The organism is Sphingomonas sp. DG1-23 (assembly GCF_030730875.1).
GTDB lineage: Bacteria > Pseudomonadota > Alphaproteobacteria > Sphingomonadales > Sphingomonadaceae > Sphingomonas.
The window spans coordinates 20767-33878 of the sequence record NZ_JAVAMA010000009.1 but is presented as its reverse complement, the minus strand read 5'-3'; the positions used below and the strand labels follow the sequence as shown (position 1 = coordinate 33878).

10 protein-coding genes are annotated in these 13112 nt (G+C 68.5%); all 10 read left to right on the top strand.

Annotation, left to right across the window (positions count from 1 at the left end; translation table 11 throughout):
- Window positions 1–3: 3 nt before the first annotated feature.
- A complete protein-coding gene (kdpC, locus tag Q9Q95_RS14830) occupies window positions 4–594 on the top strand; it encodes a potassium-transporting ATPase subunit KdpC (protein ID WP_306097914.1) in 591 nt (196 codons plus the stop codon).
- Window positions 591–3254 (top strand): sensor histidine kinase KdpD, encoded by a 2664-nt coding sequence (locus Q9Q95_RS14825; RefSeq protein WP_306097913.1) that lies wholly within the window; start codon window positions 591–593, stop codon window positions 3252–3254. Before kdpC ends, Q9Q95_RS14825 begins: the two co-directional genes overlap by 4 nt.
- Complete coding sequence (locus Q9Q95_RS14820; protein ID WP_306097912.1) at window positions 3251–3967, top strand: response regulator; 717 nt, start codon at window positions 3251–3253, stop codon at window positions 3965–3967. Before Q9Q95_RS14825 ends, Q9Q95_RS14820 begins: the two co-directional genes overlap by 4 nt.
- Window positions 3968–4132: 165 nt before the next feature.
- On the top strand, window positions 4133–4372 hold the full coding sequence (locus Q9Q95_RS14815) for a hypothetical protein (protein ID WP_306097911.1): 240 nt from the start codon (window positions 4133–4135) through the stop codon (window positions 4370–4372).
- The gene (locus tag Q9Q95_RS14810; protein WP_306097910.1) at window positions 4369–4815 is read left to right on the top strand and encodes a hypothetical protein; all 447 of its coding nucleotides are present in this window, start codon (window positions 4369–4371) and stop codon (window positions 4813–4815) included. The genes Q9Q95_RS14815 and Q9Q95_RS14810 overlap by 4 nt, the downstream gene beginning before the upstream one ends.
- Before the next feature lie 218 nt (window positions 4816–5033).
- Window positions 5034–6170 (top strand): PepSY domain-containing protein, encoded by a 1137-nt coding sequence (locus Q9Q95_RS14805; protein WP_306097909.1) that lies wholly within the window; start codon window positions 5034–5036, stop codon window positions 6168–6170.
- Between the two features lies 1 nt (window position 6171).
- A complete protein-coding gene (locus tag Q9Q95_RS14800; protein ID WP_306097908.1) occupies window positions 6172–8325 on the top strand; it encodes a TonB-dependent siderophore receptor in 2154 nt (717 codons plus the stop codon).
- 51 nt (window positions 8326–8376) lie between these two features.
- Entirely contained in the window at window positions 8377–8706 is a 330-nt protein-coding gene (locus Q9Q95_RS14795; protein WP_306097907.1) for a hypothetical protein, read from the top strand.
- Between the two features lie 77 nt (window positions 8707–8783).
- On the top strand, window positions 8784–9917 hold the full coding sequence (locus Q9Q95_RS14790; protein ID WP_306097906.1) for an efflux RND transporter periplasmic adaptor subunit: 1134 nt from the start codon (window positions 8784–8786) through the stop codon (window positions 9915–9917).
- A gap of 3 nt (window positions 9918–9920) precedes the next feature.
- Window positions 9921–13094 (top strand): efflux RND transporter permease subunit, encoded by a 3174-nt coding sequence (locus tag Q9Q95_RS14785; RefSeq protein ID WP_306097905.1) that lies wholly within the window; start codon window positions 9921–9923, stop codon window positions 13092–13094.
- Window positions 13095–13112: the final 18 nt, after the last annotated feature.

The window sequence follows — 13112 nt, the reverse complement described above, 5'->3', positions numbered from 1 at the left end:
CTGATGGGCAAGGATTTCGTTACTTCGCTGCGGCCGGCGGTCGTGCTCACGGTCCTGTTCGCAATCCTGCTGGGGCTGCTATATCCGCTGGCGATGACCGGTATCGGACAGGCACTCTTCCCGTCGCAAGCGAACGGCAGTCTGGTCCGCGATGCCGCGGGCCGGGTGATCGGCTCGACCGTGGTCGGTCAGGCGTTCACCTCCGATCGCTACTTCAACACGCGACCCTCGGCGGCGGGAAGCCATGGCTATGACGGGCTCGCCTCCTCGGGCTCGAACCTCGGCCCGGCGTCGCAGGCGCTGGCCGGTCGGGTCGGGCTCGACGTCGCGAAACGCCGCGCCCAAGGCGTGACAGGGCCGGTTCCCGCGGACATGGTCACCGCGAGCGGATCCGGGCTCGATCCCGACGTCTCGCCCGAAAATGCCCGCGCCCAGATCGCCCGCGTCGCACGCGTCCGCCGGCTCGAGCCGGGGCAAGTCGCGGCGCTGGTCGAGCGCAACGTCGAGCGTCCGCTGCCGGGGATCCTCGGCGCGCCGCATGTCAACGTGCTCGCGCTCAACCGGCAGCTCGACCGGCTCGGCGGAGCGCGTTGACCGATCGGGACCGGCCTGCTCCCGAAGTCTTTCTCCGCGCCGCCGCGGAGGAAGGCAAAGGCCGTCTGAAGATATTCCTCGGCGCGGCCCCCGGGGTCGGCAAGACCTATGAGATGTTGTCCGAAGGCGTGGCCCGCCGGCGCGCGGGCTTCGACGTGGTGGTGGGTGTGGTCGAGACGCATGGCCGCGCCGAGACCGAAGCGCTCACCCGCGATCTCGAGATCCTGCCGCGGCGCGCAATAGAGTATGAGGGCCGTACGCTGACCGAGATGGATCTCGACGCGCTGCTCGAGCGCCGCCCCGCGCTCGCATTGGTCGACGAGCTGGCGCACACCAATGCGCCGGGCAGCCGCCACCCCAAGCGCTATCAGGACGTCGAGGAGCTGCTCGACGCGGGGATTCATGTCTACTCGACCCTGAACATCCAGCATGTCGAGAGCCTCAACGACGTCGTCGCCTCGTTCACGCGCGTCCGCGTTCGCGAGACCGTGCCCGACAATATTCTCGAACGCGCCGAAATCGAGGTGGTCGACATCCCGCCCGACGAGCTGATTGAGCGGCTCAAGGACGGCAAGGTCTATCTCCCGCAGGAAGCATCGCGCGCGCTCGCCCATTTCTTCTCGAAGTCCAATCTCTCGGCGTTGCGCGAACTGGCGCTGCGCCGCGCCGCGCAGGCAGTCGATGCGCAGATGCTGGATCATCTGCGCGCCAATGCGCTCGGCGGCACCTGGGCGGGCAGCGAACGCATCCTTGTCGCGGTGAGCGAACTGCCCGGCTCGGAGGAGCTGGTGCGCGCGGCCAAGCGGATCGCCGACGCCGCGCATGGCAGCTGGACCGCGATCCATGTCGAGACGCCACGCAGCCGCATGCTCGACGAGGCGGCGCTCCGCCGGGTCGCGGCCGCGCTCAACCTCGCCTCGCGGCTCGGCGCGGCGGTGGCCTCGGTGCCTGCGGCGACCGTGGTGGAGGGTCTCAAGAGCTATGCCGCCGACGCGCGCGCCACCCAGCTCGTCGTGGGCAAGTCGGCACGCTCGCGCTGGTTCGAGCTGCGGCACGGCTCGGTGGTCGACCGACTCGTGCGCGAAACTCCCGGCATCGCGGTACACGTCCTGCCGCTCGGCCAGGCTGCGCCGCCCCGCGCGCGCCGCGCGCTGCCGCGCGGCGGCTGGGGAACGCGCGGCGGCTATCTCTGGACCACGCTGATGATCGCGGCGGTGACGGCGATCGGATCGACGCTGCTCCACGTGCTCGATCTCGGCAACGTCGCGTTGCTGTTCCTTCTGCCGGTGATGACCGCGGCGAGCCTCTTCGGGCTGCGCACCGGGCTCTATGCCGGCATCCTGTCGAGCCTCTGCTACAATTTCTTCTTTCTGCCGCCGACGGGCACGCTGACCGTGAGCAATCCCGAGAACGTCGTGTCGATCTTCGTGCTGCTCGGCGTCGCGGTGGCGACCAGCCAGCTCACTGCGCGGGTGCGCGCCCAGGCCGACCTGGCCTCGGTCAGCGCGCGGGCCAACGCGGCGCTGGCAGGCTATCTGCGCCAGCTCACCCGGCTGAACGACCCGACCGAAGTCGCACGCGCCGCCTGCACCGAGATCGCGGAAGTGCTGGGCGTGCGCGTCGCACTGCTCCAGCAGACCGACACCGGCATTTCCGTTCAGGCGGCGAGCGAGCCCGATACGCGGCTCGAGACGATGGAATTGGCGGCGGCGCAATGGGTGTGGGACACCGCGCAACCGGCGGGTCGCGGCACGGGCACCCTCACCGCCTCCGACTGGCAATTCCAGCCGCTGCGCGCGGGCGAACGCGTGCTTGCGGTGCTGTGCGTCGCCCGCGACGACGGCAGCGATCCCGTCCGCTCCGATCAGCTCGGACTGCTCAACAGCCTGATCGACCAGACCTCGCTCGCGCTCGAGCGGCTGCGGCTCGAGGCGGAAATGCGCGATATGGATGCAGTGCGCGAGCGCGACCGGCTGCGCGCCGCCTTGCTGTCCTCGGTCAGCCACGATCTGCGAACGCCCTTGACTTCGGTGCTCGCCGCCGCCGGCGAGCTCCGCAAGCGCGGCGACGACCCGCTGATCGGGACGATCGAAAGCGAGGCGATGCGGCTCAACCGCTTCGTCGCCAACCTGCTCGACATGGCGCGGGTCGAGGCCGGGGCGCTTCGGCTCAGCCTCGAGCCGGTGGATCTCACCGACGCGGTCGCCGCCGCCGTCCACGACACGAGACGGTCGCTCGAAGGGCATCCGATCACGCTCGAAGTGCTGCCGAGCCTCCCGCTCGTCAGGCTCGATCCGCAGCTCTTCCACCACTGCCTGCTCAATCTGCTCGACAATGCCGGCCGGTACGGCGAGCCCGGCACGCCCATCATCGTCCGGGCGGAAAGGCGGCCGGACGCGCTGCTGCTATCGGTCATCGACGAGGGCCCCGGACTGCCGCCGGGGCGCGAAACCGAAGTGTTCGAGACCTTCCGGCGGCTCGAAGGCTCGGACCGCTCGATCAGCGGCACCGGTCTCGGTCTCGCGATCGTAAAGGCCTTCGCAGAGGCAATGGGAATGACCGTCGAAGCCGCCAGTCGCGAGGATCGGGCGGGCGCCCGGTTCAGCATCCGCTTTCCCGAGCGCCTGCTGGTGCGCGGCGACGAGGATTTCGAAGCATGACCGGTCAGCGAGTCCTGATAGTCGATGACGATCTGCACATTCGGCGGCTGTTGCAGGCCACGCTGGTGCGCGGCGGCTACCAGCCGATCGAGGCCACCAGCGCCGCGGAAGCTTTGTCGCAAGCGAAAGCCACCCATCCCGACGCGATCCTGCTCGATCTCGGGCTGCCCGATCGGGACGGACTCGAGATCGTCCCTCTGCTCAAGCTGCAGAGCAAGGCACCGATTCTCGTCGTCTCCGCGCGCGATGCGACCGATCAGAAAGTGGCGGCGCTCGATCTCGGCGCCGACGACTATGTTACCAAACCCTTCGACAGCGAGGAAGTGCTCGCCCGCCTGCGCGCCTCGCTGCGCCACAGCCTGACCGCCCAGGGCGCGGCGCCGGTGTTTCGCACGCACGGCCTGACGATCGATCTCGCCAATCGCGCCATCACCCGCGACGGCGAGGCGGTGCACCTCACCCGAAAGGAGTTCGAAGTGCTCCGCCAGCTCGCGCTCAACCCCGGGCGCGTCGTGACGCACGGCAAGATCCTCGAAGCCGCCTGGCCCCATGATCACGACCGGCGCGTCGACTATCTGCGCATCGTCGTGCGCAACCTTCGGCAGAAGCTCGAGCCCGATCCGATTCGTCCGCAGATCCTCATCAACGAACTGGGCGTCGGCTATCGGCTGATGCCCGACGCGGAACGCGCGACCGATCCGGAAGGCGGCTGAGAACCGCCGTTTTCGCTATGACAATGCTATGGAAGCGCGATCCCGGATGGCTCGTTTCCATATGCCCGGGCAGATAGATGGGCAGCCGCAGTCACGGAGCGCGGCACGGCCTTCCCCCTCACCTTCCGGCCACGCGACCTCGTCACGCGCGCGGTCGGCTTCGCGATGCTTCTGATCGGCGCGCTCGCGATCGAAAGATTGTACCGTCAGGTTCACGCGGCGCCGTCGCATGGCACGACGGCGTTCGAATTGGGCCTGGCGGCCGCCGGCTTTCTGCTGCCGAGCATCGGCTCGGCGCTCCTCATGCTCGGCGGGCATATCTTCGATCGGGTAACGGTGTCGTCGCGCTGGACGCCCCAGCCTCCGAGGCGAGAAATTGTGGATCGGCCCGGACGTCTCGCATGACAGGCGGCAAGACCCGCGCTAAGGGCGTGGCCGTGCATTGGCTGCGCCGCCTGATCCTGAGCAACCGCGTGCTTGCGAGCGCGATGCTCGGGCTCGCCTTGCTGATGAAACTGGCGCTGCCGGCGGGTCTCATGACGACGATGTCCCAAGGGACGATCGTCGTCAGCCTCTGCTCGGGCACCGGGCCGATGAAGATGGCGATGGCCATCCCCGGGCTCGAACACGGCAAGCCCGACGATCAAGGTCACAAGGGGCAAGCAGAGCAACCCTGCGCGTTCGCCGGTCTGTCCGCACCGTCGCTGGCGGCCGCCGATCCGGTGCTGCTGGCAATCGCCATCCTGTTCCTCATGGCGCTGGGCATGCGACCATTGGCGACGATATTGGCGGCAATCGCGCCGCCCTATCTGCGCCCGCCCCTGAGGGGTCCTCCCGCCGCGATCTGATCCTATTCGTCGCATGCGCGGCGACGGATACGGGCGCGGCACCGCGTCCGCGTCCATTGCGGCCATGAATCTGCATCGGGCTCGCTTCGGCTGACGCCACCGCGCGCTCGCCGGGCCTTCGGGATCGTTCCAGTGACAATCCACATCCTCAGCACGGCGGCCCCCGGCCGCGCGCTGCGCGTCCGGCATCTTCTGCCGATGTCGCAGCGCGACCGCCGATGACTTCCGCCGGCCGCATCCTTCTCCGGCGTGTCCATCTCTGGCTAGGGCTTGGCCTCGGTCTGCTGTTCGCCCTTCTCGGGCTCACCGGATCGGCGCTGGTTTTCTACATCGAGATCGACCGGACGCTGCATCCGGCAGTGATCGAACGCGCCGCCGCGCCGGGCCCCGGCTGGTCGTCACCGGTCTGGGATCGCACGCTCGCCACGGCACGGCGGCATCGTCACGATCCGCACGGAAGCTGGTCTTTCGAGGCGACCGGCCATGCGGGCGCAATCCCGGCACGCTATTATCCCTCCGATCCTCACGGCCATCATGCCGAGCGCGAGATGGTGTGGTTCTCGGCCGACGGGCGCCGGATCGTACGCACCGAGCCATGGGGCGGCTATCTGATGAGCTGGCTCTACGAGCTCCACATGCATCTGCTCGCCGGAGAAACCGGCAGCCAGATCGTCGGCTGGTCGGGCTTCGCGATGCTGATCCTGCTGCTGAGCGGAGTCATCGTCTGGTGGCCGCGGGGCAGCTGGCGCAAGGCGCTCGCCTTCAGGCGCGACGCCGCGCCGCTCCGCCGCCTGCGGGATCTTCACAAATTGTCCGGCCTGTGGAGCATGGCGCTGCTCTTCGTCGTGACGGGCACCGGCGCGCTGCTCGCCTTGCCCGCGATAAAAACCCGGCTGCTCACAACCATGATCACGGCGCCGGACAAGGTGCCGGATCCGCAATCGGGCGCAAGCAGCGGCCGGCAGATACCCGTCGCACAGGCGCTCGCCGTTGCGCGCCGCGCCTTGCCCGACGCGCGCCTCGCCTTCATCGACGTGCCCGGCTCCGGCCCCGAGCCGTTCCGGATGCGCGTGCAGGTGCCGGGAGACCCGCACCGACGCTTTCCCGGCAGCTTTCTCTTCGTCGACCAATATTCCGGCCGCCTGCTCGCGGTTCACGACATCCGGCGCGGCAACGCCGCGACCGGCACAGCCAAATGGATTCGCGCGCTCCACGACGGCTCGGTCGGCGGCGTCGCGACCCGGATTCTCGCCGTCCTTCTCGGCTTCGTCCCCGCGTTCCTGTTCGCGACCGGGTTCCTTCGCTGGCGGCGCCGACGTGCGGCGCGCGGCACATCGATTCATCAGGGAGTTTAACGTGAGAACATCGCTCATCACAGTCGCCGCTTGTCTCCTCGCCCCTCCGGCCATCGCCCAGTCGGCCGACGAATCGGCCGCGCGCCCGGACCGCGACACGATCATCGTCACCGGACAGCGTGCGCTGGAGGGCGAAGCCGAGGTCGCCGGCCGGCTCGGCCTCACCATCCGCGAGACCCCCGCGATCGTCGATGTGGTCACGCAGCAGGATCTTCAGCTACAGGGCGCGCGGACCGCGATCGAGGCGATGAACGCCGCGCCCGGGCTAGTCTCCGGCAACCTGCCGGGATCGATCGGCTCGGTCTCGATGCGCGGCTTTCACCGCGCCGTGAACTATCTCTACGACGGCGTGCGGATGGCCAATTCCGATGTCGGGCAGCGCAACTGGGACAGCTGGGCATTCGAGCGCATTGAGGTCATCAAGGGGCCGGCTTCGGTACTCTCGGGCGAAGGCGCGCTTGCCGGCGCGATCAACTTCGTGCCGCGCCGCCCGAAGCTCGACGGGGCAAGCGGCGAGCTATTGGCGAGCTATGGCAGCTTCGACAGCGCGCGCCTCGCCGGCGACCTCAATCTGCCGCTGGGGAAGACGGTCGCGGTTCGGGGCGACGCATCCTTCGCACGCTCTTCGGGCTGGATCGACGACACCGACAGCCGCACCTTCGCTGCATCGGCATCGCTGCTGTTCAAGCCAGGCGACCGTTTCGCGCTGACGCTATCGGCAGATCGTTTCGAGGACCGGTTCCTGACCGCCTATTACGGCACGCCGGTGGTGTCGCGCGCGGCGGCGCGCGATCCCTCGTCCGCGGTCTCCGGCAGCGCCGGGCTCGTTCTCGACAGGGCGATGCGGCGGGCCAACTACAACCTCGCCGACGGCGACGATTATTCGAATTCCACCTGGCTGCGCGCACGTGCCGAATATGCACTGAGCGACACGCTCCGCATCGTGAGCGATACCAGCTATTATGACAGCTATCGCGCGTATCGCGACGCCGACGAATATGGCTTCAGCGCCGCGACCGGCCTGATCAATCGCGGCGCGACCTTGATCACCCACGATCATCAATTCTGGAGCCAGCGCGCCCATCTGGCCTTTGACGGCAAGATCGGCGGCCTTCGAAACCGCTTCACCGCCGGATTCGAAATCGGCCACACCGACTTCTTCACGGTGCGACGCTTCGGCGCCTCGCCTGCGGTCGACCCTTTTGGCTTCTCGCGCGGCACCTTTCCCGACGACACGCCCGCCAACTTCGCGACGCGCCAGGACGTCACCGCCGATGTCGAACAGCGCGCATTCTTCGCCGAGAATGCACTCAATCTGAGCGACGACTGGCTGTTCGTCGGCGGCATCCGTTTTGACGATGTCAGGCTCGATCGGCGCGTGGTCAACGCGACCAGCGGTGCGGTCCAGACCTATGACCAGACCTATCATCCGATCTCGTGGCGGATCGGCACGGTCTACAGCGTCGCGCCCCGCACCCAGCTTTTCGCCCAGTACAACCGCGCGGTTACGCCGATCAGCGGCCTGCTGTTCCTGAGCGCCGCCAACGCCGCGTTCAAGCTGACCCACGGCGAATCCTATGAGGGAGGCATCAAGGCCTCCTTTGCCGGGAACAGAGTCCAGCTCACCGCCTCGGCTTTCCATATCCGCCAGGACGATATCCTGACCCGGGACCCGACAAACCCTGCGCTCGTCTTCCAGGGCGGAAACCAAAGATCGAGAGGCGTCGAGCTGGCGCTCGATATGGCCGCTACCGATACGCTCAACGTGGCGGTGAGCGGCACGCTGCTCGATGCCGAATATGGCGAGCTGATCGAGGCCGGCGGCGTCAATCGCGCCGGCAACCGTCCGCAGAACGTCCCCCAGCAGCTCGCCGATCTGGTGGTGACCTATGCGCCCAGGGCACTGCCGATCACCCTAACCGGCATCGTGCGGCACAATGGAGATTTCTACACCGAGACCGCCAACGTCATTAAGGTCAACGCGTTCACCACCTTCGACGCCGCCCTCGCCTGGAACGCAGGGTTCGGCACCCTCACCCTGCGCGGGCGCAACCTCACCGATGCGTTCTACGCCGACTGGTCGGGCTATGCCTCGGGACTCGTCTTCATCGGCGCACCGCGCAGCGTGGAGCTGTCCCTCAGCAAGCGGTTCTGAGCGGCCGGTTGCCGCTTCACAGAGGCGTCGCCAGCGACTATCCGGACGACGATGCTTCGCAGCGCATGGCTCCTGCTCCTGTGCCTGTTGGCGTCGTCGCTGGTGGCGGCGACGACGGTGCATGCGCAGGAACGCTACAGCGCCGCGGAGATCGCTTGCGGCGAGGTGGAACATGCGGAGGGTGACGCCGGGCAAGGTTCCGACGACCAGGACCGATCCGCTCCCCACCATCACGGTACGTGCCACGGGCACGGCCTGTCCGCCCCGGCAGGCACCGCTTCGACTCCGATCCTGACCGCGCCCGAGGCGCCGGACGCATCGGGCGCGACCCGGCTCGCCCGGCGAACGATCGGCCCGGTCCTCGAACCGCCTCGCGGCTGATCCTGCGCGCCCGCGCGCTCGCCCAGATTCGAAGCTCGGCCGGCACGGCAACATCCGCCGGTCCAGGGAGCCGGTTCATGAAAATCAAATTCGCGGCCCTGCCGCTTATGCTCACCCTTGCCGCTTGCGGTAGCGGGAGCCAATCCACCGAAAACCACAGCGAAGCCGAGACCGCGCATGGCGAAGGCGTCGTCACGCTAACGCCGCAGCAGATCGCCACCGCGGGAATCGAAATCGTCAGCCCGACGATCGGCGGCAATGGCGGCGCGATCGAGCTGCCCGCGCTGCTGGAAAGCGATCCGCAGGCGACCCGGATCGTCGCCGCCACGCTGCCCGGCCGCATCGTCGAGCTCCGTCACAATCTGGGCGACGCGGTCCGGCGGGGCGAAACGCTGGCGGTGCTCGAAAGCCGGGAGGCGGCGGGTCTGCAGGCCGAAGTGCAGCGGGCCGCCGCCGGCGCCGAGCTGGCGCGTACCACGCTTGCGCGCGACGAGGCGCTCTACGCCAAGGGCTTCCGCCCCTTGCGCGAAGTCCAGATCTCGCGCGCTGCTGCCAGACAGGCGGACGTGGCGCTGCGGCTCGCGCGCGAGCAGGTGGCCGCCAGCGGTGGACGCGGCGGCAGCTACAACCGTATCGTGATCGCGGCTCCAATTGCGGGCCGGATCATCGCGCGGTCCGCGGTGCTCGGCCAGACTTTTGCCGCCGACGCCGCCCAGACCGAATTGTTCCGCATTGCCCGACTCGACCGGCTGAGCGTCGCGCTTTCGCTGTCCCCGGCCGATGCCGGGAGGGTTCGACCGGGCATGACGGTTCAGGTCACGGCGCCCGGGCGAGCCCAGTCGGCGCGGATCGGCTTCGTCGCACCCGCACTCGATGCGGAGACGCGTCAGGTGCCCGCAATCGCGACGCTCGACAATCGCGCCGGTCAATGGCGCGCGGGCGAGCCTGTCACTGCATCGATCCAGCTCCCCGGAACGGGCGACGGCGCGCTCCGGGTGCCGTCGACCGCCGTGCAGACGGTGGAAGGCAGGAACGTGGTGTTCGTGCGCACCGAGGCCGGCTTCCGTGCCGTTCCCGTCACGCTCGGCCGGCAGGATGGTGCCATGGTCGTGGTCACCGGCGGCCTTACGGGACGCGAACGGATCGCTGCGGCCAACAGCTTCACGCTCAAGTCCGCGCTCGGCGCGGCCGAAGCCGGGCATGAGGACTGAGCCATGATCGACCGCATCGTCACATGGGCAGTGGACCGGCGCTGGCTGGTCCTGCTGCTCACCGCCATTGCCGCGATCATCGGCGCCGGCGCGCTCGCCCGCCTGCCGATCGACGCCGTGCCCGACATCACCAACAACCAGGTGCAGGTGAACGTCCTCGCACCCGCGCTCTCGCCCGAGCTGGTCGAGAAGCAGGTTGCCTTTCCGATCGAGACCGCGCTCGCCGGCATCAAGGGGCTCGAGAATACGCGCTCGCTGAGCCGCAACGGATTCGCGCAGGTCACGGCGGTATTCTCGGACTCCACCGACATCTATTTCGCGAGGGCGCAGGTCCAGGAACGCCTGTCCGCCGCGCAAGAGAATCTGCCCCCCGGCGTGAAGCCGGAGATGGGCCCGATCGCGACCGGGCTGGGCGAGGTCTATATCTGGACCCTGCACTATGCCGAGCGCGCCCACGAGCAGCATCGGCCCGGCGAACCCGGGTTGCAGCCGGACGGCAGCTACATCACGCCCGAGGGCGATCGACTGGCGAACGAGGCCGACAAGGCGACCTATCTCCACACGGTCCAGGACTGGATCGTCGCACCGCAGATCAAGACGGTGGACGGGGTTGCGGGCATCGATTCGCTGGGCGGCTACGAGAAGGAATATCTCGTCGTTCCCGACGTCCAGCGGCTCGCGGCACTGAAGCTGTCGCTCGCCGATCTCGCGACCGCGCTGGAGCGCAACAACGTCGCGACCGGCGGCGGCACGGTGAACCGCAACGGCGAAGGGCTCGCGGTGCGCGCCGACGCCCGCATCCGCAGCCTCGCCCAGCTTCGCGGCACGGTCATCGCCAGCCGCGAAGACACGCCGATCACGCTCGACCAAGTCGCCGAGGTACGGCTCGGCCAAGGCGCACGCATGGGCGCAGGCTCCGAAAATGGCCGCGAAGTGATCACCGGCACTGCGATCATGCGGATCGGCGAGAACAGCCGTACCGTCTCGTCCGGCGTCGACGCCAAGCTCGAGGCGATCGCGCCTTCGCTCCCACGCGACGTCGTGATCGAACCGGTGCTGGACCGCACCCGACTGGTCGATGCGACGATCACCACCGTCACCCGGAATCTCGCCGAAGGCGCGCTGCTCGTCACCGTCGTCCTGTTCCTGCTGCTCGGCAATTTCCGCGCGGCACTGATCGCGGCGCTGGTGATCCCGATCACCATGCTGCTCACCGGCTTCGGCATGCTGCGGATCGGCGTCTCCGCCAATCTGATGAGCCTCGGCGCGCTCGACTTCGGCCTGATCGTCGATGGTGCCGTGATCATCGTCGAGAACGCGTTGCGCCGCATCGCCGAGCGCCAGCATGCGGAGGGCCGGCCCCTCATACTCTCCGAACGGCTCGCCGTCGTCTCCGGCGCGGCGCGCGAGATGATCCGGCCGTCGGTCTATGGCCAGGCGATCATCATCCTCGTGTATGTGCCGCTGCTGACGCTGACCGGGGTGGAGGGGAAGACGTTCGAGCCGATGGCGCTCACAGTCATCATCGCGCTTCTGTTTGCGTTCGTGCTGTCGCTGACCTTCGTGCCCGCGGCGATCGCGGTGGCCCTGTCGCGTCCCGTCGAGGAGAAAGAAGGCCGCGTCGTCAGGTGGCTCCACCGTCACTATGCGCCGAACCTCGACCGCGCGATGAAGCGGCCGAGCCTGACGATCGGCGTGGCGATCGGCGCGCTGGCGCTGGCTGCAGGCGCCTATTCGACCCTTGGCCAAGAATTCCTGCCGCAGCTCGACGAGGGGGATGTCCTCGTCTCGGCGTTTCGCGTGCCGGGCACGTCGGTCGAGCAGAGCCAGAAGATGCAGGCGCAGATCGAGCACGCGCTGCAAGGCTTGCCCGAGATCCGCACGGTGTTTTCGCGGACCGGCACCGCCGAGGTCGCTTCCGATCCGATGCCGCCCAACGCGACCGACACTTTCATCATGCTCAAGGACCGCCAGGATTGGCCCGACCCGTCCGAAGACAAAGCGGCGGTGATCGAGCGGATCGAGGCGCGTCTCGCACAGGTGCCCGGCCACGCCTATGAAGTCACCCAGCCGATCCAGATGCGCTTCAACGAGCTGATCGCCGGGGTACGATCGGACGTGGCGGTCAAAATATTCGGCGAGGACTTCGCCGAAATGAAAGCCACCGCGACGAAGATCGCGGGCGTGCTCCGCCGCACCGCCGGCGCCGAGGACGTCAAGGTCGAGCAGACCGAGGGCCTGCCGATGCTCGACATCGCCTATGCGCAGGACCGCGCCGCGCGGCTCGGGGTGAGCGCGCAGGATGTAGCCAACACGGTCGCCACCGCGGTCGGCGGGCGCGAGGCGGGCCGGATCTTCGAGGGCGACCGGAGCTTCCCGGTCGTCATACGGCTCGCCGACGCCGCCCGCGCCGACATCGAGACGCTCGGCCAGACGCCGGTGCCGACGCCGGGGGGCAGCTTCGTGCCGCTCGCCTCGGTTGCCGACATCCAGCTGGTCGAGGGGCCGAACCAGATCAGCCGGGAGAACGGCAAGCGCCGCGTCGTCGTCCAGGCGAATGTCCGCGGGCGCGACGTGGCGAGCGTGGTGGCCGATGCGCGCACGGCGATTTCCGGCGGCGTGCCGCTCCCGGCCGGCATCTGGCTCGAATGGGGAGGCCAGTTCGAGAATCTGGCCTCCGCGCGCGACCGGCTTGCGCTTGTCGTGCCGGCATGTCTCGCGCTGATTCTGCTGCTGTTGTTCGGTGCGCTCGGCAATGTCCGCGATGCGGCGATCGTGTTCACCGGGGTGCCTCTCGCGCTTGTGGGAGGCGTGCTGGCACTTCTGGCGCGCGGCATGCCCTTCTCGATCTCCGCGGCGGTCGGCTTCATCGCATTGTCCGGGATCGCCGTGCTCAACGGGCTGGTCATGCTGACCTCGATCCAGCAGCTCGTCGCGGAGGGCCTCGACCGGGCGACCGCCGCACGCGAAGGCGCGATCGCCCGATTACGGCCGGTGGCGATGACCGCGCTGGTCGCAAGCCTCGGCTTCATGCCGATGGCGCTTGGGCACGGGGCCGGAGCCGAAGTGCAGAAGCCGTTGGCGACGGTGGTGATCGGCGGTCTGCTCAGCGCGACGCTGCTCACCCTGTTCGTACTGCCGACCCTTTATGCGCGCCTCGGGAGCCGATCGTCGTGAGCGCCCCGGCTCATCGCC

Bases quoted from the DNA above. Each gene is read 5' to 3' on its own strand.
- Q9Q95_RS14815 (WP_306097911.1), top strand. From the start codon at position 4,133: ATGCTTCTGATCGGCGCGCTCGCGATCGAAAGATTGTACCGTCAGGTT.
- Q9Q95_RS14795 (WP_306097907.1), top strand. From the start codon at position 8,377: ATGCTTCGCAGCGCATGGCTCCTGCTCCTGTGCCTGTTGGCGTCGTCG.
- Q9Q95_RS14785 (WP_306097905.1), top strand. From the start codon at position 9,921: ATGATCGACCGCATCGTCACATGGGCAGTGGACCGGCGCTGGCTGGTC.
- Q9Q95_RS14805 (WP_306097909.1), top strand. From the start codon at position 5,034: ATGACTTCCGCCGGCCGCATCCTTCTCCGGCGTGTCCATCTCTGGCTA.
- Q9Q95_RS14820 (WP_306097912.1), top strand. From the start codon at position 3,251: ATGACCGGTCAGCGAGTCCTGATAGTCGATGACGATCTGCACATTCGG.
- kdpC (WP_306097914.1), top strand. From the start codon at position 4: ATGGGCAAGGATTTCGTTACTTCGCTGCGGCCGGCGGTCGTGCTCACG.
- Q9Q95_RS14790 (WP_306097906.1), top strand. From the start codon at position 8,784: ATGAAAATCAAATTCGCGGCCCTGCCGCTTATGCTCACCCTTGCCGCT.
- Q9Q95_RS14810 (WP_306097910.1), top strand. From the start codon at position 4,369: ATGACAGGCGGCAAGACCCGCGCTAAGGGCGTGGCCGTGCATTGGCTG.